This is a genomic window from Microbacterium sp. SA39 (genome assembly GCF_000967865.1).
Classification (GTDB): Bacteria; Actinomycetota; Actinomycetes; order Actinomycetales; family Microbacteriaceae; genus Microbacterium.
On record NZ_JXRU01000037.1, the window covers coordinates 17,748 to 43,033 of the forward strand.

Sequence of the window (25,286 nt, forward strand, 5' to 3'; positions counted from 1 at the left end):
GAGATGGTTCCGCGGGCTCAGCCCTTGACGGCCCCCGCGGCGAGTCCGGAGCGCCAGTACCGCTGCAGGCTGAAGAACAGCAGGATGAGCGGGATGACGCCCAGCAAGGCACCGAGCATCACGGCTCCCTTGTCCGGGGAGAAGTACGTCATCATCCCGTACAGGCCCTGCGTCACCGGCTTCAGCTCGGCGCTCGAGATCATCATCAGCGGCAGGAGGAAGTTGTTCCACGTCGCCACGAAGATGAAGAGGAAGATGGTCACCATCGCCGGCCCCAGCAGCCGCAGGACGATCGTGAAGAAGATCCGCGCTTCGCCCGCTCCATCGATGCGTGCGGCCTCGAGCAGCTCGGTGGGCACGGACGACTGGGCGTAGACCATGCCGAGGAAGACGCCGAACGGCGACACGGCCGAGGGGATGATGATCGCCCACGCGGTGTTCGTCAGCCCGAGGGCGTCGAACTCGATGTACAGCGGCACCGTGAGCAGCGCTACGGGCAGCAGCAGGCCGGCCATGATGACTCCGACCGCGATCCGCTTGCCGGGGAACGCGAACTTGGCGATCGCGTACCCGGCCATCACGGCGAACAGCGTGCCGATGACCCCGGCGCTGACGGAGTAGAAGAGCGAGTTGCCGACCCAGCGCCAGAACAGCCCCTGCGTCCAGCCCATCAGGCTGTCGTAGTTCGACGCCAGGTTCCATTCCGCGAACCAGAAGCCGAAGGTCGACGTGAGGTCCGTGTTGTTCTTGGTCGACGCGACGATCAACCAGTAGACCGGTACGAGGAAGTACAGCGTCGCGATGACGAGCACGACGATGCCGAAGACGCGGGCCAGCGGCCCCGGCGCCATCGACGGCGGCGGTGCGTCGGCGGCCTCAGCCCGGCGTCGGCTCCGCTTCGACGTCGAGCCGACCGTGGTGAGGAGAGAGGTCGTGGTGGTCATGAGTCCGCCTTCCGGCGCTGCAGCAGCGCGTAGACGATCGCGAGCACGCCGGCGATCAGGGCCATGAGCAGGGAGTAGGCGGATGCCGGGCCGCTGCCCGACGGCGAGATCTCACCCATCATCGAGTTGTACGTGAGCATCATCGGCGTGAAGTCCTTGCCCATCCAGGTGTTGGCGGACTCCATGATCACGGGCTCGTTGAACAGCTGGATCGTGCCGATGATCGACAGCAGGACCGCGAGGAGTGCCGCACCACGGACGAGCGGCACCTTGATCCGCATGGCGACCTGAAACCCGGAGGCGCCGTCGAGCCGCGCCGCCTCGTACAGGTCGCGCGGCACGGCCTGCAGGGCGGAGAGGAAGATGAGCATGTTGTAGCCCGTGTACGTCCAGGTCGTCATGTTCGACATCGAGAAGAGGATGCTCTGCGGCGACATGAGGTCCGTCCCCTCCGGCAGATAGGGGAGCAGCGGCGAGACCTCGGGGGTGTACAGGTACAGCCACATCATCGCGGCGATGATGCCCGGCACCGCGTACGGGAGGAAGAACGCGAGGCGGAACAGCGCGGGGCGCCGGAGGATGAAGGAGTCGAGCAGCAGCGCCAGCCCGAGAGCGATGACGATCATGACGGGGATCTGCAGGCCGGCGTACAGCACGACCCGGCCCATGCCGGCCCAAAACGCCCCATCGGTGGCCGCGGCCGCGAAGTTGTCCAGACCGACGAACGTGTCGACGAGCTCGCCGCCCCCGTACAACCCACCCCCGGAGGGGACCTGCGCGAAGAAGGATGCGCGCACCGACACGACGATCGGCACCAGGAAGACCACGGCGAACAGCAGAGCGAACGGGGCCATGAACAGCCAGCCGGTGAGGCCTTCTCGTCGTATCCCTCGGCGCTTGACGCTCCGCTCGCCTTCGATGCCCGGGTCAGACGACGGTGACGCGCGCCGAGTCTCGGTCGCTGTGACCATTGTCCTGCCTCTCGATTCGTGAGGACGGCGGGGTGCGCGATGTTCGCGCGCCCCGCCGTCGCTCATTCGATTGTTGTCTGCGGCGAGTTCACTCGGCGACGGGGAGCCCGAGGTCTTCGAGTGACGTGACTGCGGTGTCCTGCGCAGTGCTGAAGATGTCGGCGACCTTCGCGGTGCCCGCCACCGCTGCGGCGGCCGTCTCGTTCATCTTCGACAGCGTCGAGAACCCCGGTGCGTAGGGGAAGTCGGGATTCAGGTTCGCCGTCGCGGTGGAGAGCTCGGCGAGCACGTCCTGTCCGCCGAACTGACGCAGCATCTTCTCCGGGGTCTCGACGCTGCCCTCGGCAGCGATCACGAGACCCTGCGAGGCCAGGTCATCGGCCTGCGTGTTGAACCAGTCGTTGAACTGCATGGCCTCCGCCGGGTGCTCGCATCCCTTCATCACGCCGATGCCGGAGCCGCCGTCGGGGCCGCTCTGCGCACCCGCGCCGAGATCCGGGAGCTGAGCGACGCGCCACTGGCCCTCGGCAGGCGTGCCGTCGAGGGAGTCGAGCAGGAAGCCGGCCTCCCAGGCTGCGCCGATGTGTCCGATCAGGCTTCCGTCGTTGAGCGCTGTGGTGAAACCTTCGCCGAACCGCTCGGTCGCAAGGGTCTGCTTGTTGTCGAGCAGGCCCTGCCAGAAGGCGGCGATGCGCTCGGAACCCTCGCCCTCGGCCTGAACCTTCCACTCGTCGCCCTCGGTGGAGAACCAGGTATCACCGGCGGCCGCAGACTGCGCGGACAGCCAGTACTGCGCCTCGTCAGGGGTGAACGCGGTGACGTACTTGCCGGCCGCAGCGGCGGATGCCGAGGTCGCCTCGAGGTCGGCCAAGGTCGCCGGCACCTCGGCGCCGAGCGTCGCGAACGCGGTCTCGTTGTAGAAGTACACGAGGGGCCCGGTGTCGGTGGGCAGACCCACCACGGCGTCGCCGACCCGCATGCCGCTGAAGGCTCCCGCGGAATAGTTGTCCTCGTACTTCTTCGCCTCGGGGGCGACATCCTCGAGCAGCCCCTTCACATAGAGCTGCGGGACCTCGGCGTACCCGACCTGAGCGAGGCACGGTCCGTTCTTCGCCTTGATGTCGGTCTCGAGCTTCAGAATCAGGTCGGCAGCCTTGCCGTCGAACTTCGTCGGCTTCACCTGAACGTCGGGGTTCTCTTCGTTCCAGCGCTCCACGATCTCGGCGACGCTCGTCATGCCGTCGCCGTCGGGGAGGCGGTGCACGTATTCGATCGTGATCGGCTCGCCACCGTTCGTGTCGCCGGTCGAGTCTCCGGAAGAGCAGGCCGCGAGGCCGAGAGCCGACACGGCACCGACCGCGATGATCGCGACCGTCCGGGTGGCAGGTGATGTGGATGCCATGCTGTTCTCCTCTTCGAGGTCAGATTTCTACAGGATCGCCGAGACGCCTGGTCGCTTCACCGCGATGCTGACACTGGTCATTAAACAGCAGAATGTTTGCGTTCACAACACCAGGAGAGTAACAAACCACCGCTTCGATGGCGTCCGCTACGGTAGCGCTGACATTCGAAGCGCGCACAGGGGCCGCGTCGTGCGGCATCCGTTGCGGGCGATCAGACGCCGAGAACCTCGTCGCCGACGCGGATGACGCCACTGAAGCTGTCGGCAGGCGCGTCGCTGGGCAGGAGCAGCCGTCCGAGCGTCGGCTCATCTTGCGCGAAGGCCTGGGTGAGGGTGGTGAGGACCTTGGCATCCCGGACGCCGGTGTCGGGATTGGCGTGGGTCGCGAGACAGCGGACGATGGGTCCCGCCCCATGGAAGGACAGGTCGCCGACCCGCACCTCACCGGACCAGCCGAGCTCCGCCCAAGGGTCGACACCGTCGATGACGATGTTGGAGCGAAAACGACGATCGTCGGCATCCGCGCCGAGTTCATGGGCCAGCGCGAGGGTGCTGCCCCGACTGTGAAGTGAGACGTAGCCGCGGGGGCGATCCTGGAATCGCGATGTCTCGCCGTCACCGACCAGGACGAGTGGGAGCCGACCCGGCCTCTGCAGCCGGCGGCCCTCGTGGGTGGAGAGCGCGAAGTCCGTGATCGCAGCGACGAGCTCGGCGCGTCCCGCGTCATCGAGCCTGGCATCGACGAGAACGCCGCCGTCGTGCTCGACCCGCACCCGTCGCGTCGCGTCGTCGTAGGTCGTCCGCAACGCGGCCAGCGCAGGGAAGTCCTGAAGCGCGAGGCCCTTCGACTTCGGCCAGTAGTCGAGGCCCTCGCGGTCTTCCGGTGTCGCGGCGTCGGCGAAGCGGAAGGCGAGCACGCGGTCGCCCGCGACGCGGCCGTCCGCCTGCACGGTCAGTGATTCGACCCGCTCAGGTGTGAAGCCTTTGATCGGGTGACGATACAGGGCGACGACGTGCGCCACGGGAGCATCCTCTCCGGCGAGGTCGACCCGCCCGGGCATGACGAAGCCCCCGTGGGTCACACGGGGGCGGAACGACGGAGCGGGCGGTCAGGCCTTTTCCAGTTCGTCCTCGTCTTCGTCTTCATACTCGTCAGCCCACTTGTCGACGTAGGCGTCTTCGTCGGTCGGATGAGCCAATTCGCGCTCGAGCGCGGAGTAGTTCACCGACGGACTGTACGCCTTGAGTTCGCGGGCGATCTTTGTGTGCTTCGCCTTCTGACGGCCACGGCCCATACGCCAGACCCCCTCACGATTTCAGCTGCGGGCGGCAGGAGCCCGACGCATTTCACGACACCGGTCGAGGCCGGTAAGAGTAGCATTCAGAATAGCACGCGGGTTAGACCCTCTGGCTGACGCCAGGCTGGTGAAGGAAGTGATCCTCATGACCGACAGCACCTCCACTCCGTCCGACGAGGCCGCGCAGAACGTCGCGCTGCAGAAGGCGGTCATCGTCGGCCTGCAGCCGGATCAGGATCGGCACGTGCTCGACGAGGCCGTGAGATTCGCTCGACTGCTGAGCGCGCCGCTCGTGGTCGCCCATGTCGACGTCACCCGTTTCGTGACCTATGAGGACCCGGACGGGTACGTGCACTCCGCGCCCATCGACATCAACTTCGACGCGGGTGCCGCCGAATTCGAAGCCGTGCAGGCTGCTGCAGCGGCGATCCTCGAAGGAACCGGCCTCACCTGGACCGCACGCCAGCTCGTCGGCGACCCCGCGCTCGCCATCAAGCAGCTCGCCAACAAGCTCGACGCGTCACTGATCGTGGTCGGCACGCGCAAGCGAGGGCTGGGCGAATCGATCAGGGAGTTCTTCACCGGATCGGTCGCTGCGCGGCTCACGCACCGACAGCACCGTTCCGTCCTCGTCGTCCCGCTCGGCGAGTCCGTGCCGGACACGCAGAAGGAGATCTGGCCGGAGTAGTCCTGTTCGTCGAGCGAGCGGCGTTTCGTCTCGCTGCGCTCGCTCAACGAACAGGCGTGGGGGTGATCGGACCCGTCAGCGACCGGAGCCGAGAGCGCCGAGAGCGCGGGTCACCGCGTGCGCGGCGGCATCCAGGCCGTCTTCGAGTTCGCTGACGACGGATGCCGGAAGCGCGCCGCCCTTCGCGACGTGCGTGCGCAGATCGGTGCGCACGCGGGCGCGGAAGGCGTTGACCACGGCATCCGCCCGATGCAGCTCTTCGCGACTGATGATGCGGGCGTCGTCCGAGGCCTGCCGCGGCCGGTTCTTCGCGGCGGTGCGCTCGTCGTGCTCGGCCGAGGCGAGGTCTGCCCTGAGGCTCTTCATCGCGTCCTTCACGCTCTGACGCACCTCGTTGGCGATCAGGCGGACCGAGTCGGTGAGGCCGGCCTCGATACCGGCGAGGTCGCCCTCGCGTGACGCGAGCTCGGCCCGTCCGGCATCCGTGATCGCGTAGATCGTGGTGCGGCCATCGACGGTCTTGGACACCAGGCCCTCCTCCTCGAGCTTCGCGAGCCGCGGATAGATGGTGCCGGCGCTGGGCGTGTACGTGCCGCCGGTGCGATCGGTGAGCGACTGGATGATGCCGTATCCATGCTGAGGCGCCTCGGCGAGCAGCGACAGCAGGTACAGGCGCAGGTCGCCGTGGGAGAAGACGGCGGGGCTCATGACTCTTCCCATTCGGGGTCGTTCGCGATCGATGCGGGGGAGCGTCGCAGCACGGTGACGCCGCCGGAGACCGAGTTGGCGCGCAGGTCGACGAAGCGGCCGGCCAGTTCGCCGGCGGTGCCGGTGAAGTTGCTCGGACCGGAGGAGCTGCGCTCCACGCCGTCGATGAGGAGGCGTCCGCTGAGCGAGCGGATCACGTAGTTGGCGGCGAGTGACTCGTCGAGGCGCACCGTGGTGCCGCCTGAGACGGAGTTCACCGTGATGGTGTTCACGTCCCCCGCAGCATCGACGAGCGTCGAGCCGGAGACGATGTCGACGGTCGCCTTGCGCACCACGCCGGTGACGGCGACGTCGCCCGAGACGCTGTTGGCCGTGATCGAGCCCGTGAGGCCGCGCACCTGCACGTCGCCGGACACCGAGTTGACGTTGAGGTCGCCGATCAGCGTGTCGACGATGATGTCGCCCGACACGGTGTTGAGTCGAGCGTCGTTGCGGATGCCGGAGACGAGGGCGCCGGCGCTCACGACACCGAGGTTGAGGGCGATGGAGCGGGGGACGGCCACGCTCACCTCGGCGCGAGGGCCACCGGACCCGAAGTTGCGGAAGACCTCGAGGAAGTTGTCCCAGCCGAGCTGCGGGTGGTCGATCTCGACCTCGCCGTCACGGGCCTCGACGCGGAGGTCTTTCGTGGTGACGCCGTGCACCTCGATGCGGATGCCGGGTTCGTCGTGGGCGATGATGTCGACCTGTCCGCCGACGAGGCCCACCTTGAGTCTCGTGACGGAATCGATGTCGATGACGCGTTCCTCGCCGGGGGCGATGAGCCACTTCTCGGTCATGTCTGCTTCTCCTGGGTTGAGGGATCACGATATATCGTGTCTGGTCAGAGTAACACGATATATCGTGATTGTGTCAACTCTCTCGGAACACCACCCTGTTCCAGGATCGCGCCGAGACGATCATGATGCGCCCGTCATGGAAGACCGGAGTGAGAAAGACGGCGTGGAGCAGATGCCAGGGGTGCAGCAGCAGATTCGGGGCGATCGCCCAGAGGAGCAGGCCCAGCCCGACGCAGCAGGCCGGGCCCGATGCTGCGCCGATGAAGGCATCGCGACCACGGACCTCGCCGAGCGGACGGACCGAGATCCGCAGAGCTGTGCGCTCGAGCGTGACCGCGCAGACACCGGGTGCCTTCATCAGCACCACGGCGTGCACGAGCTCGTGGAGTGCGAACGACGCGCACAGTCCGACGACATAGTGCGCGGCGACCACGAGCAGGGCGTCGACGATCAGCGGCTGGTCGAGGGCGACGGCGAGGATGAGACTCGATCCGATCACCACCGCGAACACCAGGTGCACCGGCCAGGCGGCGAGTGCCAGCCACCGGATGACAACTCTCGCGCCGAGTCTGCTGACCGTCGTCGACCACCTCACTCGGTGTCGGCGAGGAGCTGCTTCCGCCGTGCCCGCAACTGATCGTGCACCACCATCACCGCGAGGATCAGCACGGTCAGCACGATGACGGTGACGACGAGCGGGATCGGATCGTTGATTCCCACCCCCAACTGAGTGGTCCCTTGAGGCGTCTGATTCACATCGACGAAGATCGCATCGAAGTAACCCAGCCGCCGGCCTTCGGCGGAACCTGCCGAGAACATGAGCCAGATCGCGGTGCTGACCGCGGCTCCCGCGCTGACCACCAGCGCCGCGACGACGCTTCCGAGCGTTCTAAACAACCACTTCATGACGTTCGATCCTTTCGATCTTCTGCATACCGATGGCGGAGAGGGCTGCGGCGGCGACCGTCACGAGCACGAGCACCATGGCGCTGAACCAGGCCGGCAGGCCGAGCAGGTTCGCGCCGAGCAGGAGGGTGCCGGTGATGAGCGCCGCCACAGCGACACCGACGACGACGGAGAACGGGTTGCCCTTCTCCGGGGGGAAGATGATCCCGGCGAGCGTCAGGACCACTGTGTTCGAGGCGCAGAATCCCACCACGAGAAGGATCTCGCCGCCCTCGATGCCGGTGAGAGCGGACAGCAGGCCCACGGGTACGGCGCACACGCCCAGCGCGAGCACCTGCGGGCCGAGCACGAGCAGGTAGCGCCGGACCGGTCCATGGCGGCGAGGGCCGGAGGCCCGCAGCGGCTCGGTCGACACGTAGGCGTACACGCCCTGGATCGTCACGGCGATCAGGAGGAACGGTGGCAGGCGGACGTCGGCGACGAAGAGCGCGTATGACCCCCCCAGCACGATGCCGTACACGGTGATCGTCTCGATGGCTCGGATGTGCGCAGCGAAGTAAGCGCCGAACTCGGAGGAGCCGAGCAGCATCGGAACGCGAGCGAAACGACGGGTCGGGTCGAATTGGCGAGGCGTCGTAGAGCACACGAGCGCGACCAGGAGCACGACGGCGACGAGCCAGAAGACGAAGGCAGCGCCCAGCCCGTGGGCATCCGCCATCTCGGCGAAGATCAGTTGCGGCGCGAAGTACTCGCCCTCGCCCACGGCAGCGAAGAGCACGCGCTCGGACTGACCCGAGACGGCGACCGCGAGGGTGACGAGGGTTGCCGCCAGGATCACCGGCACCAGGAAGGCGCGCAGCCGCGCCAGCCGGAACTGGAGGAGCACCCTCTCGAGGATGAGGTAGTACGTGGCGGCGAGGAGATATGAGAGGCAGGTCGGCATGACGAGGCAGACGATCACCTCGTCGAGGATTCCCGGTCCTCCCAGGGAGATCGTTCCGGCCACCAGCGCCCCGAGGATGACGACCACGCCGATGCCCACGAGCATCGCCTCGAACAGCATGAACCCCAGGGTTCGCGCCCTGTTCGTGAGCGGGAAGCAGAACGTGAGCTCGACGAGATCGCTCGACTTCATGAACATGACGCGCACGACCGTGAAGATGGCGAGAACCCACATCGGGACCGCCGTGCCCGCGACGTGCAGCAGGGGGACGAGGAGGGCCGGATCGCTGATCAGCTGCCGGAGCGTCACCACGCCGAACACGCAGAACCCGGCGAACGCGACGAGCGCCACCGCCGCGAGCCCCCAGCGGACGATCGCGAGCCGGAGCGCTCCGCGACGGAGGATGCGGCGGAGGAGGAAGAGCGAGAGGAAGCGCGTGAGTGTCAGTACCGGCTTCACGACGTGCTCCGAGGCTGCGACGCGCTGATGGCGCGCTTCACGAGCTCGTCGACGGAGCCATGCTCCTCGTTGATGCGACTCAGAGGGAGGTCGTAGGCGATCTCTCCGCGACAGAGCACGACGATGCGGTCGCAGACGGCTTCGAGCAGGCGGAAGTCGTGGCTGCACAGCAGGAGGGCGATGTCCTGGCCCAACTCGCGTGCGCCGCGTTCGAACTCGTAGAGCGCATCGACGTCGACGCCGTTCAGGGTCTCGTCGATGATCGTGAGCGGACGCTCGAGGAGCAGGCTCGCGATGATCTGCACCTTCTTGCGCATACCGTGGGAGTAGTCCTCGATGAGGTCGAACTGCCGCGACTTCATCTGGTAGCGACTGAACAGATCGTCGAGGCGGGCGGTATCGGGCTCGCGGCCGTAGAACCGATGCATCAGATCGACGTATTCGCGTCCGGTGAGAAATTGCGGCAGGTAGTCGTTGCTCGCGACGTAGACGACGCTCTCGCGAGAAGCGCGGTCCTGATGCGGGAGGCCGGCGATGCGGATGCTGCCGTGCCGCAGCTGCAGGAGGTCGGCGATCAGACGGATCAGGGTGGACTTGCCGGAGCCGTTCGGGCCCACCAGCCCCACCCGCTCCCCGGGCGCGATGGTCAGCGAGAGGTCGTGCAGCACCGGTGCCCGTTTCGCGTAGGCGAACTCCACGGCAGAGACATCGAGCAGCATTCGTTTCCCTTCTTCCTTTCGTGCGGACCCTCGGCGCACCCTTGCGGATGCGCCGAGGACGTGTGCTAGACGCACTCCAGCCAGACGGAGACTCCGCGCTTGCCCCAGTTCCAGTTCCCGGTGAAGCGCTTGCCTCCATTGGCGAGGAAGCACCACGCGGCCAGGGATGCGAGGAAAGCGACACCGAACACGAGAAGCACGGCAAGAAGCACGAGCCACCACCCGTCGAACCGCAGGATCGCGGTGTCGAGAGCGTTCTCCACGCGGCTCTTCAGCAGCGTCGGCTCGATCACAGTCATAACGGGCATAAATCACCTCCAGACACTTCGTCAAGACCTCGATCGTGGCAGTCCTTCACCTTCGAAACAATACGAATGAACGCTATATACGGTCATATGAGTACGCTTGACATTGTCGCTACGTCAACTTCTAGGGTGAAAGACGAGAAGAGGAGGATGCCGTGATGCAGCAGGGCTGGTCGATCCAGGAGATCGCGCGACTCGCGGGGACGACGAGCCGCACGCTCCGGCACTATGACGACATCGGACTGCTGCCCCCGTCGCGCATCGCGCCGAACGGGTACCGGCACTACGACGCCGCGGCGCTCGTGCGCCTGCAGCGCATCCTGCTGCTGCGGGAACTCGGACTCGGACTGCCGCAGATATCGGAAGTCCTCGACAAGGAGCAGAGCGAGACCGCGGCACTCCGGACCCATCTCGCGCTGCTGCGCGAGGAGCAGGCCCGACTCGCGCGACAGATCGCGTCGGTCGAATCCACCATCACGGCGTTGAAAGGAGGTGAAGAACTCATGGCAGAGAACATGTTCGACGGCTTCGACCACACCCAGCACAAGGAGGAGGTCGAGGAGCGTTGGGGAAAGAAGGCCTACGCCGACAGCGATCGCTGGTGGCGCGGGATGACGGATGCCGAGCGCACCGCATGGCAGCAGCGCGTGTCCGACCTCGGACGCGACTGGATCGCCGCCGCGGAGAGCGGCGTGGATCCGGCATCCGCTGCTGCTCAGGATGTCGCGCGCCGCCACGTCGCGTGGCTCACGGGAGTGCCCGGCACTCCTGCGGCGGCCCTTCGACAGGCTCAGGGACCCAATCCTGACGTCAAGGGGTACGTGATCGGCCTGGGCGAGATGTACGTCGCGGACCCGCGTTTCGGCGCGAACTACGCCACGTCGTCCGGCGGCACGCACGGAGCGGAATTCGTCCGCGACGCGCTCCGCATCTACGCGGAGGGCAACCAGTAGGCGGAGGCGTTTCGTCTCGTCGCAAGCTCCTCGCTCAACGACCGGGGGCCCTCGGTCGTTGAGCGAGCGGAGCGAGACGAAACGGGGCTCGCCTCGCACACATCGGGACACTACTGCAAGGCCGAGATCGGATGCCGAGCGCGGGCGTAAGGTCGGGGCATGAGGCAGCGAACGCAGCGGACCAGCGCCGCGCCGCTGTTCGTGGCAGCCGCCGTCGCGTACGGCGTCAACGCCGCGCTCGGCACCGCCGTCGCGACGAAAGTCATCGACACCACGAACTTCCGCTGGGTGCATCACGCCCTCTACATCGCGACCTGTACCACGACCTCCGCCGCGATCAGCACCGCATTCTGGGCTCGGCCGCGCCGTGCCAGCCGCCGAGCAGCGCTGAGCCTCGCGCCGGCAGCCATCCCCCTCGCCGCCATCCCGTATCTCGGCACGCACAGCGCGCGGCATCCGCTCGTGGCGCTCGCCGCCGCTCCCTTCCTCCTCGCGGGCCTCGTGTGCTCGCTCCTCCCCCCGACCCGGAAGTGACCGCATGGAACTGCTCGATGCCATCCGCCGCCGCAAGACCACGAACGGCGCTTTCCTGCCCGATCCCGTCTCCGAGGAGCATCAGCGGCTCCTGCTCGAGGCGGCCGGCCGGGCGCCGTCGCAGCTGAACAGCCAGCCGTGGCGATTCGTCGTGATCGAGAACCGGGACACGATCGAGCGGATCGCTGGGATCTCCGGCGAGAGCATGACCGAGGCGATGTCGAACGGCACGTTCTTCGAGCGCTACAAGCCCTACTTCCGCTTCAGTCAGGCCGAGATGGAGGAGAAGCGCAGCGGGATGCTGTTCGACAAGCTCCCCGCGCCGCTGCGACCTTTCACCGGTCAGGTGTTCACCAAGCGCGGGCAGAGCCTCATGAACGCCCTCGGGGTGCCGAAGACCCTGGGCGCCGAGAACCGGAAGCTCGTGTCGGGCTCCCCGCTGCTGCTCGGCGTCATGCTCGACCGGAGCGAATACCGGCCGGGACAGCTCTCGTCGTTCTACTCGGTGTTCAGCATGGGCGCGGCGATGGAGAACATCTGGCTCACCACGGTCGAGCTCGGCATGGGCATCCAGTTCATCTCCTTCCCGATGGAGGTGCCGGGCAAGTGGGACGAGATCGTCGACCTGCTCCACGTGCCCGACGGTCTCGAACTCATGGCCGTGTACCGGCTCGGGTACGTGCCGCCCGAGCAGCGCCGACCGGCGATCGACTGGTCCAGCAGTCAGCGCAAACTCGCCTCGCAGTATGTGTTCCGGGAGAGCTGCGAGACGCCCCAGCAGGGCTGGGACGACGTGCAGCTGCGGCACGAGAGCTGAGCGCCCTCGCCCTCAGTTCCCGCCGCCGGTGCGAGGCAGGCTCTTCAGGTCCTTGAGCGCCGGTCCCTCGATCCGCGTTCCGTCCGCTGCGAAGCGCGAGGCGTGCAGCGGGCAGTCCCACGTGCATTCGGCGTCGTTCCAGTCGAGCACCCCGCCGAGGTGCGAGCAGACCGCCGAGACCGCGCGGGTGACCCCGTCGACGGTCGAGATCCCGACCGGCAGCCCGCCGCGGTTGGCGACCACGCCCTGACCTTCTTCCGGCTGAGCGACCGGAACCGGGCGCTTCTCGGCATCCAGCCATCCCGACACCGCGGCAGCGCCGACCTTCACGCCTTCGGAGGCGGCCTTCGCGAGATCGGCTGGCACGGTGAGCCGCGTGCCGAGGGCATTCATCCAGGGGGACCGGTCGCGCCAGTTCGTGCCGAGGATCTCGGCGGTCAGGCGCAGTGCGGCGGCCGGGGCGTTCGACAGTCCCCACTTGGCGTAGCCGGTGGCGACGCGGATCGCGCCGAGGCCGCGCGGCAATGCCCCCACGAAGGGGATCTGATTGTGGGATTGGTAGTCCTGCGCCGACCACCGGTGCGTCTCTTCCGCGCCGGGGAAGTGCTGCACGGTCCAGGCGACCAGGTCGTCGATCGCGGCGGTCTCACCGTCGGAGCGTCCCACCGGATGCCCGTTGCCGCCCACGATCAGCTGCGCCGTGCCGCCGGGACCGTCCGCGGCGGACACGGGGCGGATCGAGCGCGACGGGCTGTCGACCGACAGGAAGGTGCTGGTCGGCACCTCGCCGGGCACGCGGAACGAGACGCAGTACGACCGCATCCCGCTGATCTTCGAGAAGTAGAGGCCGCGATCGAGGATCGGGCTCCCGGTCGCGAGCACGATCTGATCGGCGAACAGGGGGCCGTCCGCCGTCTCGACGCGGACAGAGGGGAGGGCGTGAGCGCCGGTGACGCGGATGCCGGTGTGCAGGGTCCCGCCCTGCTCGAGGAACTCCCGGGCCAGAGCGGCCGTCACGGTCACCGGATCGATCGTCACCTGGTCGTCGAGCGCGACACCGCCGGAGACCGGGAAGGGGGTCGAGGCCAGGTCGCCGGGAGAGAGCATCCGGGTGGGCAGCCCGGCCTCGCGTGCGGCGGCGTGCTGTTCGCGCACGGTCTCCAGGCCCTCCGGGGTCTGCGCGTAGGAGTGGTCTGTCCGCCAGGTGTACGGCACGCCCGCGGTGTCGGCGAAGGATGTCAGCCAGTCCATGCCCTCCCGGTTCGCGTCGACGTAGGCGCGCACGAGTGCTGACGGGTGGTGCTGCCGGATCTCGGCGAGACGCTTTCCCTGGAGGAGTGAGAGCTTGCCGGTGTTGCCGCCGGTCGCGAGTTCCGCGATCTTGCCCGCCTCGAGCACTGCCACATCGAGCCCCGCCCGCGTGAGCATCACCGCGGTCGAAAGACCCGTGAGGCCGGCTCCGACGATGATCACGTCGTGATGCCGACCAGACTCGAAGGGTGTGCCGAGGGGCAAGGCCGAGTCGATCTTCCAGAGGGGCTTCATGAGGCCAGTGAACGCCCTCGGGGCGCGAGCGCCCACCGGCTTGACAACGGGAGGCCGTCCTGCCACGGAGCGATACAGTGACGATCGTGAATCTCCGCCGCGTCTTGCTCGTCGCCCTGGGCGGCACGATCGGCACCGCGGCCCGCCTCGCCCTGGGGCTGGCGATTCCTGATGCCGTTGGCTTCCCCTTCGCGGTGTTCGTCGCGAACATCCTCGGCGCGTTGTTGATCGGTGTGGTGGCTGCCCGGCCCTTCGACGGGCTCAGGGAACCACGAGTCGCCGATCTCCGGCTCTTCCTCGGCACCGGCGTGCTCGGCGGCTTCACCACCTACAGCGCGTTCATGACCGGCACGCTCGCGTTGTGGACGGATGCCCCGCTCCTCGCCGGCGCATACGCGATGGGGAGCCTCGTTCTCGGTCTCGCCGCAGCCGTCCTCGGTCTCCGCATCGGGCGACCCCGCGACGCTCGGGAGGTCGCGCCGTGAATCCGCTCCTCTTCCTCGCTGCGGCGCTCGCCGGCGGACTCGGCGCGGTGCTGCGCTATGTCGTCGACCTGGGGATGGCTCGCCTCGTCGGACGCCGGTTCCCGTGGGGCATCCTGGTGGTCAACGTCACCGGGTCCTTCGCCCTCGGCGTCCTGACGACGGCGCTCCCGGATGCCGCCTTCGTCCTCGGCGCTGGGCTCCTCGGGGGCTATACGACCTTCAGCACCGCCATGCTCGACACGGTGACCCTGTGGCGCGACGGCGAGCGACCGGCATCTGCCCTCCATGCGATCGGGATGCTGCTGCTGGGACTCGCCGCGGCGGGACTCGGGCTCGCCCTCGGGGCGGGTCTCTGACGCAGGATCCCGCGCCTCCCAGCATCCTCCCATCGCGGAAATGTACAAATGTACATGTACGGATGTCCAGGGGAGGGTCGCATGGCGGAAAGCACGCGGCGACGCCGTGACCCCGAGGCGCGCCGTCGCGAGATCGTGACCGCCGCGGCGGAGCTGATCGTCGAGGTCGGCGTCGACGGCGTCACGCACCGGATGGTCGCCGCCAGGGCCGGCGTGCCGCTCGGAGCCACGACCCAGTACTTCGACACGCTCGACGATCTGCGCACCGCCGCCCTCCGCGCGCTCGCGGAGGAGGTCGACGCCCGTCTCGACGGCGTCCGCATCGCACTCGCTCAACGCGGACCCACCCCGACGGTGATCGCCGACCTGATCGCCGAGGGACTCGACGACGCCCGCGCCGTCAAGGCCGACCGCGCCGTGGTCACCGCAGCCGTGCACGACCCCCGGTTGCGCAAGCTCGCACGGCACCTCTCCGAGCAGCTCGTCGCCTTCCTCGAGCCCACCTACGGTCACGACCGGGCGACCGCCGCGATGATCTTCATCGACGGGGTCATGTGGAGCACGCAGATCCGCGACACCACCCTCGACCGCGCCTTCATCGAGACCGTCCTCACACAACTCCTCGGCATGCCCGAGACTGATACCACCCCCGGTCGCACCGCAGCGCCGTCCGCACCCTGAACCGAGGAATCCCCCCGTGTCGAATCTCGCCGTCCTGAGTCTGAAGAACCGGGCGCTCATCGCCCTCATCACGATCGTCGCCGCGGTATTCGGCGGTCTCGCCCTGACCAACCTCAAGCAGGAGCTCATCCCCTCGCTGGAGCTCCCCAACCTCATGGTGATGACGACGTACCCCGGCGCATCGCCGGAGGTCGTCGAGAACGACGTGTCCACGCCCGTCGAATCCGCGATCCAGGGCGTTCCCGGCCTCGAGGCCACGACGGCCACCAGCACGACGAACGCCTCGATCGTGCAGGCGACCTTCGCCTACGGCACGAACCTCGCGACGGCCGAGCAGAAGATCCAGCAGGCGATCAACCGCATCTCGGGTCAGCTGCCCGAAGACGTCAGCCCGCAGGTGCTCGCCGTGTCGATCGACGACTTCCCGGTGATCCAGGTCGCCGTCACCGGCTTCGAGGATGCCGAGAACGCGCAGGCCGAGCTGCAGAACGTCGCGATCCCCGAGCTCGAGGACGTCGACGGTGTCAACGCGGCCGAGATCATCGGCGGTGTCGGTCAGCGCATCACCATCACCCCGGACGTCGCGGCGCTCGCCGCCGAGGGGCAGAGCACGCAGGCGATCACGTCAGCCCTGCAGCAGAACGGCACGCTCTTCCCGGGCGGCGACATCACCGAGAACGGCGAGACGCTGACCGTGCAGACGGGCGCCAAGATCACCACTGTCGACGAGCTCGCGGCCCTCCCGCTGGTCGGCACCTCGCTGACCATCGGCGACGTCGCGACTGTCGTGCAGGAGTCCGATCCGATCAGCTCCATCTCGCGCGTCGACGGCAAGGACGCGCTCTCCATCTCGATCACGAAGCTCCCCGCCGCGAACACCGTCGAGGTGTCACAGGGCGTGCTCGTCGCGCTGAACGAGATCGGTGACGCCTTCCCGGATGCGGAGTTCACGATCATCTTCGATCAGGCTCCGTTCATCGAGCAGTCCATCGAGAGCCTCGCGACCGAGGGCCTGCTCGGACTCGTCTTCGCGGTGCTCGTGATCCTGGTCTTCCTGCTGTCGATCCGTTCGACGCTGGTGACCGCGATCTCGATCCCGACCTCCGTGCTGATCACCTTCATCGGCCTGCAGGCGTTCGGATACTCCCTGAACATCCTCACGCTCGGTGCCCTCACCATCGCCATCGGACGAGTGGTCGACGACTCGATCGTCGTGATCGAGAACATCAAACGCCACTACGTCGGCGACGCCGACAAGGGCGATGCGATCCGGCTCGCCGTGCGCGAGGTAGCGATGGCGGTCACCGCATCCACGATCACGACCGTCGCGGTGTTCCTCCCGATCGTGTTCGTCGGCGACATGGTCGGCGAACTGTTCCGACCGTTCGCTGTGACCGTGGGCATCGCCATGATCGCGTCTCTGTTCGTCTCGCTGACGATCGTGCCAGTGCTCGCCTACTGGTTCCTCCGCCCCGGCAAGCCGCTGCTCGACGAGAACGGCGTGGCCATCGACCCCGAGCACCCGGACGCGCCGCCCACGTGGCTGCAGCGCCGGTACCGGCCGATCCTCGGCTGGACGCTCAAGCACTCCGTCGTCACCGTCGTCCTCGCCCTCGTGGTGCTGGGTGGCACCCTCGCCGCTGCCCCGCTGATGAAGGTGAACTTCCTCGGCGACTCCGGCCAGAACACGATGACGGTGACCCAGGACCTCGGCCCGACCGCGAGCCTCGAGGCCAAGTCGGATGCGGCGATGGTCGTCGAGGACGCGCTGCTCGGCATCGACGGCATCGAGCACGTGCAGGCCTCGATCGGCTCGAGCGGCTCGGCCCTGCGCGACGCCTTCTCCGGGGGCGCAGGCGTCACCTACTCGGTGCTGACCGACGGCGACGCCGACCAGGAGAAGCTGCGCACCGACGTGCAGGAAGCGATCGACGGTCTCGGCGACGAGGTCGGCGACGTGTCGGTCGCGGCATCCGCCGGCTTCGGGTCCAGCGACATCGAGATCACCGTCTCGGCGTCCGACGCCGACGACCTGCAGACTGCGACGACGTCGGTGGTCGATGAGCTCGACGGCCGCGACGGCGTCGGTCAGGTCACCGACAACCTCGCCGCATCGCTGCCCTACATCGCCGTCGTCGTCGATCGGGAAGCCGCGGCACAGCGCGGACTCTCCGAGGTCGCGGTCGGCTCCATCGTCTCCGCCACCATGCGTCCGCAGCAGGCCGGTTCCGTCGAGATCGACGACACCGCGCTGACCATCTACATCGCGAACGCAGCGCCGCCGACCACGGTCGATGCGCTCCGGACCCTCGCGATCCCGACCCCGCTCGGCGTCGTGCAGCTACAGGACATCGCGACCGTCGAGGAGCGCAACGGCCCCACCTCCATCACCACGGAGCAGGGCCGCCGCACGGCGACGATCACGGTGCCGCCGGCATCCGACAACCTCGCCGTGGCCACGGCATCCGTCACCGCGGCGCTGGCTGCGGCCGACCTGCCCGACGGCGCGTCCGCCGAGGTCGGCGGTGTCGCCTCGCAGCAGGCGGATTCGTTCTCGCAGCTCGGACTGGCGATGCTCGCCGCGATCCTCATCGTCTACGTGGTCATGGTCGCGACGTTCAAGTCGCTGCGTCAGCCGCTGGAGCTGCTCGTCTCGGTGCCGTTCGCGGCGACCGGTGCGATCCTGCTGCAGATCATCACGGGGGTGCCGCTCGGCGTCGCATCGCTGATCGGTGTGCTGATGCTCATCGGCATCGTGGTGACCAACGCGATCGTGCTCATCGACCTGGTGAACCAGTACCGGGAGAAGGGACTGTCGACGGTCGAAGCGGTGAAGGCCGGTGGCGAGAAGCGTCTGCGCCCGATCCTGATGACCGCCCTCGCGACGATCCTCGCCCTGACTCCGATGGCGCTCGGCATCACCGGGCAGGGCGGATTCATCTCGCAGCCCCTCGCGATCGTCGTGATCGGCGGACTGATCTCCTCCACGGTACTGACGCTGATCGTGCTGCCGACGCTCTACAACCTCGTCGAGGGTGCGAAGGAACGACGCCGTGCGCGCAAGGGCGGCGGGACGGATGCCGAGGCAGGCGCGGGTGCGGATGCGGTGACGGTGGATGCGTCCGGCCTGCCGGATCTGTCGCACCTGACCCGCCGCGAGATGCGCGACCGCGGACTCATCTGAGCGACGAGCCGTCCACAATTCAGCAAGAATTCTGCGGCCGGGGCGGAATCAACCGATGTCGCCCCGGTTGCGCGAATTCTGACTGAATTGTGAACGCGGTCGAGCCGAGACCAGGCGCGTCTCAGCCCAGCGTGATGCCCCAGCGCAGGGTCCACGACTCGCCGGGCGCGAGGCGGCGGATGCCGAGGCCGCTGTTGAGCGCGTCGGCGGGCGCCGTCATGGGCTCGATCGCGACGGCCAGCTCATGCCCCGGATACTTCGACGTCGTGAACGCCTGCACGAAGTCGAAGCCCTCGCCCTGCCAGAGCGTCAGGCGGCGGCCGTCGGGCGCGGTGAGGGTGGTGCGGACGAGCCCGTCGTCGTCGCGCGCGAGGTCGGTGAAGCCGGTGTCCAGCGTCGTGTCACCCAGACGGATGCCGTCGCGCAGAGCAGCCTCGGCCGGACGGGTGCCGGTGGGGAGCATCCGCTCATCGGTCTCGAGCGCGGTCTGCGCCGGCACGCGCAGGACGAGGTCGTGCGTGTCCACGTCGCCGATGGTGAGGAACGGGTGGGTGCCGAGCGCGACCGGTGCGGGTTCGGCCGAGCGGTTGGTCAGCACGTGCACGACGTCGGCTCCGGACTCGGTCAGCAGATACGTCACCGAGGTCTCGAGCAGATACGGATACCCCGTCTGCGGGAAGACCGTCGCGCGCAGCGTCGCGGCGGCATCCGTCTGATCGATCTCATACGCGATGAACCGCAACAGGCCGTGGCTCGCGTTCTGGAACTTGGGCTCGGTGATCGCGAGCTGGCGGGAGGTGCCCTCGTCGTCCCACAGGCCGTCGCGCACACGGTTCGGCCACGGGGTGAGGACGACCCCGGAGCAGGAAGGCGTCGGTATGTCGAGCGGGTACGGCGTGACGAGGTCGACACCTCCCACGCGCAGCGAGCGCAGAGACGCGCCGACCTGAGCGATCTGGGCCGTGACGTCGCCGGACTGGAGGTGCACCTGCGTGCCGGTGGGGGATTCGTGATTCACCCCGCCATCGTACGGGGAGGATTCTCAGGCGTGACCTGTAGACTTGTTCGGTCGGCTTCGGACACCCGCGCAGAGCGCGGACGTTTTTGTGTCAGAAGTGTGAGTCCAGGGGCCGATGGTGAGCGTCGATCGACGCAAATCAACCATCACATGAATGGCCCCGGCCGCTGATCGTCCGGAACCCTGTTTCCCCTTCGAGGAGGAAGCACTCGGGTGCTCGCGCGTGCGCGCAGCGCTGTTCTCGTGCGAGAACTCAGAAGGACAAGACTGTGCCCAAGAACAAGAAGCCCCGGGGCGGCCGTCCCGCCGCCAACTTCGAGCCGCGATACGGCGCCAAGAAGACCTCATTCCACGATCGCCACACCACGGGTCGCGACGGCGCCCGCGACGGCGCTCGCCCTGATCGCGGTGGACGGACGGATGCCGGCGACCGCCGCGCCGCTCCCGCAGCCGGCGGATACGACCGTCGCCCCGGCAGCCGCAGCGCAGGACACCGCGGATACCGGCCCGGCGAGGCCGAGACCGGCGCGCCCAAGCAGCGCTGGAACGCGCAGGAGCGCGCCGGCCGCGACGAGGCCCGCAGCATCCGCAACCGCGCCGAGTCCGGTCGCCGTGAGGCTCCGCACCACCGCGGCGACGAACGGCGCCCCACCGGCCCCGGCACGTACCGCGACGAGCGCGGCGGCCAGCGGTTCGACCGCGACGCACGTCCCAGCCGCGACGACCGCGGAGCATCGACCGAGCGTCGCGGCTTCCGCGACAACGACCACCGCGACGGCGCCAGCCCGGTGCGCGACGCCCGTCGCGGCCAGCGGCCCACCGGTGCCGGCAACCACCGCGAGGAGCGGGGAGGCCAGCGGTTCGACCGCGACGCCCGTCCGAGCCGCGACGACCGAGGAGCCGCGCCCCAGGGCCGCGGCTACGACCGTCCGAACCGTGGGAGCGCCGAGCGCCCGGAGCGTTCGTACGACGCCGATCGCGCCCGCCGTGCCTTCGACCGCGACCGGACGCAGCGTTCGTTCGACGCGCCGCGCGACGAGCGTCCTCGTCGCGATGACCGCACCTCCTCCGACCGTGTTTCTTCCGAGCGCACCGAGCGTCCCCGCTACGACCGGGATGCCCGCGATTCCCGCGGTGGCGACCGCGCCCGTCCGTCGACCGGTGGCGCCTACCGCACCGAGCGGGTGCGCCCGCTGACCTCGGACACCCGCGGGCGTCCGGCCCGCAACGACCGCCCGAGCCGCAACGACTGGAACGCGACCAGCCGTCCCGCGTCGCCGGCAGCGAAGTTCGCGCCCGGTGAAGACGTCGTGCACGACCGCCTCGAGGCCAAGTCCGTCGCGGCCGTCGAGGTCGACGGTGTCACGTTCGGCGACCTCGGTCTCGGCTCGAACATCGTCGACACGCTCGCCGAGCTGGGCGCCGCATCGCCGTTCGCCATCCAGGCGGCCAGCATTCCGGCCGTCCTCGAAGGACGCGACGTGCTCGCCCGTGGTCGTACCGGCTCCGGCAAGACCATCGCCTTCGGTGCGCCGCTCGTCGAGCGCGTGCTGCAGTCGCAGGCCGGCAAGCGTCGCGAGTTCGGTCGGTCGCCGCGCGCGATCATCCTCGCTCCGACGCGCGAGCTCGCGCTGCAGATCGACCGCACGATCCAGCCGATCGCCCGCAGCGTCGGTCTCTTCACGACCCAGATCTACGGCGGCGTGCCGCAGGGTCGTCAGGTCGGCGCGCTGAAGAAGGGCGTCGACATCGTGATCGGCACCCCCGGTCGTGTCGAGGACCTCATCAACCAGGGCAAGCTCGACCTTTCCGACTGCCGCATCGCGGTGCTCGACGAGGCCGACCACATGTGCGAGCTCGGCTTCGTCGAGCCGGTGCAGCGGATCCTCCGTCACACGGCGGAGGGCAGCCAGAAGCTGCTGTTCTCGGCGACGCTCGACCGCGAGGTCGCTGCTCTCGTCGACGAGTTCCTGATCGATCCCGCGGTCTTCGAGGTCGCCGGTGAGGACCAGGGCTCCAGCCAGATCGAGCACCGCGTGCTCGTGATCGAGCACCGCGACAAGGCCGAGATCCTCACCTCGCTCGTCGACCGTGCCGGCAAGACGCTCGTTTTCGCCCGCACCCGCGCCTACGCGGACATGCTCGCCGAGCAGTTCGACGATGCCGGCATCCCGGCCGTCTCGCTGCACGGAGACCTCAACCAGGCCAAGCGCACGCGCAACCTCGAGCGCCTGACGTCGGGCCGGGTCAACGTGCTGGTCGCGACGGATGTCGCCGCCCGCGGCATCCACGTCGACGACATCGACCTGGTCGTCCAGGCCGACGCCCCCGACGAGTACAAGACGTACCTGCACCGGTCAGGTCGCACGGGTCGCGCCGGACGCTCGGGCCGTGTCGTCACGCTGATCACGCGTCAGCGCCAGCGCCGCATGACCGAGCTGCTCGACCGGGCCGAGATCGACGCCCCGTTCGAGAACGCGCGTCTCGACGACGACATCATCGAGGAGATCACCGGTCGCATGCCGACTGCGGCGGCCCTCACGAGCTGAGGTCTCGAACAGGCTGGCGTTTCGTCTCGCTTCGCTCGCTCAACGACCGGTAGTGCCTCGGTCGGCTGGCGTTTCGTCTCGCTTCGCTCGCTCAACGACCGGTAGTGCCTCGGTCGGCTGGCGTTTCGTCTCGCTTCGCTCGCTCAACGACCGGTAGCGCTCGGTCGGCTGGCGTTTCGTCTCGCTTCGCTCGCTCAACGACCGGTAGTGCCTCGGTCGTTGAGCGAGGAGCGGAGCGACGAGACGAAACGGCTACCCGAGCTCGTGCTCGTGGATGCTCGACGTGAGGCTCGTGCCGTTCAGGTCGAGGTAGAGCACCTGCTCGGTGACCGTGAGGATGATCGTGTTGCGACGCTCGATCAGCGCCGCAGCCGTGTCGATGAAGCCCGGGTCGAAGCTGTACACGCGAATTGCGTCGGACCGGTGGATCTTCTTCCCGACCCACGGGGCCATCACCTTCGCCGGGTCGCGGTGCGTGTAGACGACCGTGCGCTCGGCGAGGCGGCTGCCGTAGTGCAGCCGCTCGGCGTCCGGAGCGCCGATCTCGATCCATGCCATGATCGCCCCGGTCATATCGCGTACGATCACGGCCGGCTCGTCGGTCGACGAGATGCCGTCGCCGAATGCGATCCCTTCTGCGTACTCGAGCCCGTGGGCCAGGACGCGGGTGATCATGTAGGCGTCGGTCTCGGACGGATGCCGGGCCACTCGCAGCGCGTAGTCCTCGTACACGCCCCTGTCCGTGTCGGCCAGCTGGACGTCGAACGTGTGCATCGTGGAGCCGGTAGCCATAACTGTCGAGCCTACGCGGCTGCCGGGTCGCCCCGGTTCAGAAGAGCATCGGCTGTGCCGCGGATGCCGTGCTCGATCCCGTCGTACGGAACGTGACGGCGGCGCTCGGGCGCTGCGTCGGCTGCACGCCTCCCTGTCGCCAGATCGATTCGACGTGGCCTTGGCCGGAACGGGATCCTCGCTGCGGGTAGTCGTCTTCGTGTCGGCCGTCGAGCCCGTGCATCCGGATCAGCGGACGCGCGCGCTTCGCGAGCCACTGCCGGTACCCCTTCGGTGCCTCGGCAGAGACGCCCGGGTATAGGCCGCGGTACGACGAGACGAGGTCGGGACGGGCCTCGCCGAGCCACTGGAAGAACCACGGCTTCACGCCTGCGCGCAGGTGCAGGGCGCCGTAGATCACGGAGCGCGCCCCGGCGGCCTTGATACGGGCCAGGGCGTCGTCGATGGCGGCGACCGAGTCGGTCATGTGCGGCATGATCGGCATCAGGAACACGGTCACGCGGAATCCGGCATCGGCCAGCGCCCGCACGGTGTCGAGTCGCGCCTGTGTGGTCGGCGCCCCTGGCTCGATCGTCTTCTGCAGGTCGTCGTCGTACATCGCTATCGACATCTGCACGTCGACCGGTACGCGCTCCGCGGCCTTCACGAGCAGCGGGATGTCGCGGCGGATCAGCGTGCCCTTCGTGAGGATGGACATCGGCGTGCCGGATGCCGCGAGCGTCTCGATGATCCCCGGCATCAGCTTGTAGCGGCCCTCGGCCCGCTGGTACGGGTCGGTGTTCGTGCCGAGCGCGACGGTCTCGTGCTGCCAGCTGCCCTTGCGTAGCTCTTTCTCGAGGATCTCGACGACGTTCACCTTCACGACGATCTGCGAGTCGAAGTCGGCGCCGCCGTCGAGGTCGAGATACTCGTGGGTGCCGCGGGCGAAGCAGTTATGACTGATGACGCCGTTAGCGATGAAGTCGCCCGTCCCCGTCGTGATGTCGAGGAGATCTTGGACCTCGCCGAGCGCTTCGAGCGAGACGACGCGGAGATCGGATGCCGTCTTCACGGCCGTTCCTACGACATCGAGCTTTCGTGTGATCGCGGGCGTCGTCAGGGTGAAGAATCGCTGTCGACTCGGCAGGCCGCCGGTCACCCGCACGTTGCGCACATCGTTGGATCGAGGAGGCTCGACGATGTGCGGGATGCCGAGAGTTCGCATGCCGTCTTCAATGAGGCGGATGATGTCGGCATCCTTGTTCGAAATGCGAAGGACCCCGCGAGAGCAGCTTCCCTCCGCATCGAAGATGCCGCCGAGGAATCCGGCGAACCAATGCGTGTCGGGGGTCGTGGGTGTCACGATGAGCTGTTCGATCGTCTCCACATTCGCCCGCGCTGCCGTATGGATCGCGTCGGCGGCAGTACGAGTAGCGCTTGCAACCGTGAAGGGCCGTACTCGGGTGAACACGTCCTCGGCCTCGAGATACTCTCGGGTTCTCTCCAAGGCTTCCGCATCGATCAGCGCAAGTCGGAACATGTTGATCTCGCGAGTGCGTGTGGCGCTCGGGTAGGTGCCATGAAAGATCATGCCGTCGCCACGGATCATCCCGGAGAGATACCCGCGGCGGTATGCGACAGACTCTTGATCTATCGCCGCGCCGACGGGCCCGATCCCGAAACCCATCAGGCGATTGTTCGTCGTGAGATGGGGTCGTTGACCGGTCTCTGCATCGGCGACGTGTTTCCAGCCACGTTCCGTCAAGAAGCGGTGATCTCCGCTTGCGATGAGCTCGGTCCCGTCGGCAAGACCCACTCGATACGCCGGCTTGCGAGTCGACCATTTGGCCTGGATGGTCGTGCGCACGTAGCGCCGGTAGTCACCGACCTTCTCCGTGCCGACGATCTCGTCCCCGATCTCGAGGTTCTTCAGTGGGCGCTGTCGCCCATCCGCGCAGAGGATCAGAGTGTCAGGGGAGACGCAGTAAACGCAGGCATGACTGCATCCGCGGTACGGGTTGATGGTCCAGGCGAACGGCATCCTCGAAGCGCCCGGAACATGGTTCAGGGCGGACTTCGACAGCACCTCGTGGAAGGTCATCCCGGCGAACTCGGGAGTCGTCACAGACCGCAGCACGCTCGACCGGTCTTCGAGACCGGGGAGTGCCGCGGCATCCGTCTCTCCGAGCTTCTGTCCCTGCCAGCGCATGC

Annotated in this window: 25 protein-coding genes; 9 read left to right on the top strand and 16 right to left on the bottom strand. The window is 67.9% G+C overall.

Annotated elements, in window-relative coordinates; translation table 11 throughout:
- Positions 1 to 17 precede the first annotated feature (17 nt).
- The 5 genes from RS85_RS13570 to RS85_RS13590 form a co-directional block, all read right to left on the bottom strand.
- Positions 18 to 944 carry a carbohydrate ABC transporter permease gene (locus RS85_RS13570; RefSeq protein WP_046014010.1) on the bottom strand — a complete coding sequence of 309 codons (927 nt, stop codon included), beginning with the start codon at positions 942 to 944 and terminating at the stop codon, positions 18 to 20.
- Positions 941 to 1,915, bottom strand: a complete 975-nt coding sequence (locus RS85_RS13575) for a carbohydrate ABC transporter permease (RefSeq protein ID WP_082087631.1) — start codon at positions 1,913 to 1,915, stop codon at positions 941 to 943. Before RS85_RS13575 ends, RS85_RS13570 begins: the two co-directional genes overlap by 4 nt.
- Before the next feature lie 88 nt (positions 1,916 to 2,003).
- Positions 2,004 to 3,317, bottom strand: a complete 1,314-nt coding sequence (locus RS85_RS13580; protein WP_046014011.1) for an ABC transporter substrate-binding protein — start codon at positions 3,315 to 3,317, stop codon at positions 2,004 to 2,006.
- A 212-nt stretch (positions 3,318 to 3,529) separates the two neighbouring features.
- Positions 3,530 to 4,378 (bottom strand): MOSC domain-containing protein, encoded by an 849-nt coding sequence (locus RS85_RS13585; RefSeq protein ID WP_327037221.1) that lies wholly within the window; start codon positions 4,376 to 4,378, stop codon positions 3,530 to 3,532.
- 48 nt (positions 4,379 to 4,426) lie between these two features.
- Positions 4,427 to 4,612: a DUF3073 domain-containing protein gene (locus RS85_RS13590; protein WP_029263716.1), complete on the bottom strand. Its 186-nt coding sequence runs from the start codon at positions 4,610 to 4,612 to the stop codon at positions 4,427 to 4,429.
- A gap of 148 nt (positions 4,613 to 4,760) precedes the next feature.
- Between RS85_RS13590 and RS85_RS13595 the strand changes: the two genes are divergently transcribed.
- On the top strand, positions 4,761 to 5,303 hold the full coding sequence (locus RS85_RS13595) for a universal stress protein (RefSeq protein WP_046014012.1): 543 nt from the start codon (positions 4,761 to 4,763) through the stop codon (positions 5,301 to 5,303).
- Positions 5,304 to 5,378: 75 nt separating this feature from the next.
- On the opposite strand, the gene RS85_RS13600 is transcribed toward RS85_RS13595, so the two are convergent.
- The 7 genes from RS85_RS13600 to RS85_RS13630 form a co-directional block, all read right to left on the bottom strand.
- Positions 5,379 to 6,011 (bottom strand): PadR family transcriptional regulator, encoded by a 633-nt coding sequence (locus tag RS85_RS13600; RefSeq protein WP_046014013.1) that lies wholly within the window; start codon positions 6,009 to 6,011, stop codon positions 5,379 to 5,381.
- Positions 6,008 to 6,850, bottom strand: a complete 843-nt coding sequence (locus tag RS85_RS13605) for a DUF4097 family beta strand repeat-containing protein (protein ID WP_046014014.1) — start codon at positions 6,848 to 6,850, stop codon at positions 6,008 to 6,010. The genes RS85_RS13600 and RS85_RS13605 overlap by 4 nt, the downstream gene beginning before the upstream one ends.
- A 73-nt stretch (positions 6,851 to 6,923) precedes the next feature.
- Positions 6,924 to 7,445, bottom strand: coding sequence for a hypothetical protein (locus RS85_RS13610; protein WP_046014015.1), 522 nt, complete (start codon positions 7,443 to 7,445; stop codon positions 6,924 to 6,926).
- On the bottom strand, positions 7,442 to 7,756 hold the full coding sequence (locus tag RS85_RS13615; protein ID WP_152642428.1) for a hypothetical protein: 315 nt from the start codon (positions 7,754 to 7,756) through the stop codon (positions 7,442 to 7,444). The genes RS85_RS13610 and RS85_RS13615 overlap by 4 nt, the downstream gene beginning before the upstream one ends.
- Complete coding sequence (locus RS85_RS13620) at positions 7,740 to 9,158, bottom strand: hypothetical protein (protein WP_046014017.1); 1,419 nt, start codon at positions 9,156 to 9,158, stop codon at positions 7,740 to 7,742. The genes RS85_RS13615 and RS85_RS13620 overlap by 17 nt, the downstream gene beginning before the upstream one ends.
- Entirely contained in the window at positions 9,155 to 9,877 is a 723-nt protein-coding gene (locus RS85_RS13625) for an ATP-binding cassette domain-containing protein (RefSeq protein ID WP_052703566.1), read from the bottom strand. Before RS85_RS13625 ends, RS85_RS13620 begins: the two co-directional genes overlap by 4 nt.
- Before the next feature lie 65 nt (positions 9,878 to 9,942).
- On the bottom strand, positions 9,943 to 10,185 hold the full coding sequence (locus tag RS85_RS13630) for a hypothetical protein (RefSeq protein ID WP_152642429.1): 243 nt from the start codon (positions 10,183 to 10,185) through the stop codon (positions 9,943 to 9,945).
- A 155-nt stretch (positions 10,186 to 10,340) separates the two neighbouring features.
- Here RS85_RS13630 and RS85_RS13635 point away from each other — a divergent pair, with 155 nt between their 5' ends.
- The 3 genes from RS85_RS13635 to RS85_RS13645 all read left to right on the top strand — a co-directional run bounded on the left by RS85_RS13635 (position 10,341) and on the right by RS85_RS13645 (position 12,486).
- The gene (locus tag RS85_RS13635; protein ID WP_046014019.1) at positions 10,341 to 11,135 is read left to right on the top strand and encodes a MerR family transcriptional regulator; all 795 of its coding nucleotides are present in this window, start codon (positions 10,341 to 10,343) and stop codon (positions 11,133 to 11,135) included.
- Between the two features lie 159 nt (positions 11,136 to 11,294).
- Positions 11,295 to 11,669, top strand: a complete 375-nt coding sequence (locus tag RS85_RS13640; protein WP_046014020.1) for a hypothetical protein — start codon at positions 11,295 to 11,297, stop codon at positions 11,667 to 11,669.
- Positions 11,670 to 11,673: 4 nt separating this feature from the next.
- The gene (locus RS85_RS13645) at positions 11,674 to 12,486 is read left to right on the top strand and encodes a nitroreductase family protein (RefSeq protein WP_046014021.1); all 813 of its coding nucleotides are present in this window, start codon (positions 11,674 to 11,676) and stop codon (positions 12,484 to 12,486) included.
- 12 nt (positions 12,487 to 12,498) lie between these two features.
- On the opposite strand, the gene RS85_RS13650 is transcribed toward RS85_RS13645, so the two are convergent.
- Positions 12,499 to 14,031, bottom strand: a complete 1,533-nt coding sequence (locus RS85_RS13650) for an FAD-dependent oxidoreductase (RefSeq protein ID WP_046014022.1) — start codon at positions 14,029 to 14,031, stop codon at positions 12,499 to 12,501.
- Positions 14,032 to 14,117: 86 nt separating this feature from the next.
- Here RS85_RS13650 and RS85_RS13655 point away from each other — a divergent pair, with 86 nt between their 5' ends.
- The 4 genes from RS85_RS13655 to RS85_RS13670 all read left to right on the top strand — a co-directional run bounded on the left by RS85_RS13655 (position 14,118) and on the right by RS85_RS13670 (position 18,737).
- The gene (locus tag RS85_RS13655; protein WP_046014198.1) at positions 14,118 to 14,516 is read left to right on the top strand and encodes a fluoride efflux transporter FluC; all 399 of its coding nucleotides are present in this window, start codon (positions 14,118 to 14,120) and stop codon (positions 14,514 to 14,516) included.
- Positions 14,513 to 14,872, top strand: coding sequence for a fluoride efflux transporter FluC (locus tag RS85_RS13660; RefSeq protein WP_046014023.1), 360 nt, complete (start codon positions 14,513 to 14,515; stop codon positions 14,870 to 14,872). The genes RS85_RS13655 and RS85_RS13660 overlap by 4 nt, the downstream gene beginning before the upstream one ends.
- Before the next feature lie 81 nt (positions 14,873 to 14,953).
- Positions 14,954 to 15,553, top strand: coding sequence for a TetR/AcrR family transcriptional regulator (locus RS85_RS13665; RefSeq protein WP_046014024.1), 600 nt, complete (start codon positions 14,954 to 14,956; stop codon positions 15,551 to 15,553).
- Positions 15,554 to 15,569: 16 nt separating this feature from the next.
- The gene (locus tag RS85_RS13670) at positions 15,570 to 18,737 is read left to right on the top strand and encodes an efflux RND transporter permease subunit (RefSeq protein ID WP_046014025.1); all 3,168 of its coding nucleotides are present in this window, start codon (positions 15,570 to 15,572) and stop codon (positions 18,735 to 18,737) included.
- Positions 18,738 to 18,858: 121 nt separating this feature from the next.
- On the opposite strand, the gene RS85_RS13675 is transcribed toward RS85_RS13670, so the two are convergent.
- Positions 18,859 to 19,755, bottom strand: coding sequence for an aldose 1-epimerase family protein (locus RS85_RS13675; RefSeq protein WP_046014026.1), 897 nt, complete (start codon positions 19,753 to 19,755; stop codon positions 18,859 to 18,861).
- A gap of 269 nt (positions 19,756 to 20,024) precedes the next feature.
- Between RS85_RS13675 and RS85_RS13680 the strand changes: the two genes are divergently transcribed.
- Positions 20,025 to 22,304, top strand: a complete 2,280-nt coding sequence (locus RS85_RS13680; RefSeq protein WP_046014027.1) for a DEAD/DEAH box helicase — start codon at positions 20,025 to 20,027, stop codon at positions 22,302 to 22,304.
- Between the two features lie 252 nt (positions 22,305 to 22,556).
- Here the strand turns inward: RS85_RS13680 and RS85_RS13685 are convergent, their stop codons facing one another.
- Together RS85_RS13685 and RS85_RS19540 are read right to left on the bottom strand one after the other, a co-directional pair.
- Positions 22,557 to 23,096 (bottom strand): YaeQ family protein, encoded by a 540-nt coding sequence (locus tag RS85_RS13685; RefSeq protein WP_046014028.1) that lies wholly within the window; start codon positions 23,094 to 23,096, stop codon positions 22,557 to 22,559.
- A 37-nt stretch (positions 23,097 to 23,133) separates the two neighbouring features.
- Positions 23,134 to 25,284: an intein-containing Rv2578c family radical SAM protein gene (locus RS85_RS19540; protein WP_052703568.1), complete on the bottom strand. Its 2,151-nt coding sequence runs from the start codon at positions 25,282 to 25,284 to the stop codon at positions 23,134 to 23,136.
- Between the last annotated feature and the right edge of the window lie 2 nt (positions 25,285 to 25,286).

Bases quoted from the DNA above. Each gene is read 5' to 3' on its own strand.
- RS85_RS13570 (WP_046014010.1), bottom strand. From the start codon at position 944: ATGACCACCACGACCTCTCTCCTCACCACGGTCGGCTCGACGTCGAAG.
- RS85_RS13575 (WP_082087631.1), bottom strand. From the start codon at position 1,915: ATGGTCACAGCGACCGAGACTCGGCGCGCGTCACCGTCGTCTGACCCG.
- RS85_RS13580 (WP_046014011.1), bottom strand. From the start codon at position 3,317: ATGGCATCCACATCACCTGCCACCCGGACGGTCGCGATCATCGCGGTC.
- RS85_RS13585 (WP_327037221.1), bottom strand. From the start codon at position 4,378: ATGCCCGGGCGGGTCGACCTCGCCGGAGAGGATGCTCCCGTGGCGCAC.
- RS85_RS13590 (WP_029263716.1), bottom strand. From the start codon at position 4,612: ATGGGCCGTGGCCGTCAGAAGGCGAAGCACACAAAGATCGCCCGCGAA.
- RS85_RS13595 (WP_046014012.1), top strand. From the start codon at position 4,761: ATGACCGACAGCACCTCCACTCCGTCCGACGAGGCCGCGCAGAACGTC.
- RS85_RS13600 (WP_046014013.1), bottom strand. From the start codon at position 6,011: ATGAGCCCCGCCGTCTTCTCCCACGGCGACCTGCGCCTGTACCTGCTG.
- RS85_RS13605 (WP_046014014.1), bottom strand. From the start codon at position 6,850: ATGACCGAGAAGTGGCTCATCGCCCCCGGCGAGGAACGCGTCATCGAC.
- RS85_RS13615 (WP_152642428.1), bottom strand. From the start codon at position 7,756: ATGAAGTGGTTGTTTAGAACGCTCGGAAGCGTCGTCGCGGCGCTGGTG.
- RS85_RS13625 (WP_052703566.1), bottom strand. From the start codon at position 9,877: ATGCTGCTCGATGTCTCTGCCGTGGAGTTCGCCTACGCGAAACGGGCA.
- RS85_RS13630 (WP_152642429.1), bottom strand. From the start codon at position 10,185: ATGCCCGTTATGACTGTGATCGAGCCGACGCTGCTGAAGAGCCGCGTG.
- RS85_RS13635 (WP_046014019.1), top strand. From the start codon at position 10,341: ATGCAGCAGGGCTGGTCGATCCAGGAGATCGCGCGACTCGCGGGGACG.
- RS85_RS13640 (WP_046014020.1), top strand. From the start codon at position 11,295: ATGAGGCAGCGAACGCAGCGGACCAGCGCCGCGCCGCTGTTCGTGGCA.
- RS85_RS13645 (WP_046014021.1), top strand. From the start codon at position 11,674: ATGGAACTGCTCGATGCCATCCGCCGCCGCAAGACCACGAACGGCGCT.
- RS85_RS13650 (WP_046014022.1), bottom strand. From the start codon at position 14,031: ATGAAGCCCCTCTGGAAGATCGACTCGGCCTTGCCCCTCGGCACACCC.
- RS85_RS13665 (WP_046014024.1), top strand. From the start codon at position 14,954: ATGGCGGAAAGCACGCGGCGACGCCGTGACCCCGAGGCGCGCCGTCGC.
- RS85_RS13685 (WP_046014028.1), bottom strand. From the start codon at position 23,096: ATGGCTACCGGCTCCACGATGCACACGTTCGACGTCCAGCTGGCCGAC.
- RS85_RS19540 (WP_052703568.1), bottom strand. From the start codon at position 25,284: ATGCGCTGGCAGGGACAGAAGCTCGGAGAGACGGATGCCGCGGCACTC.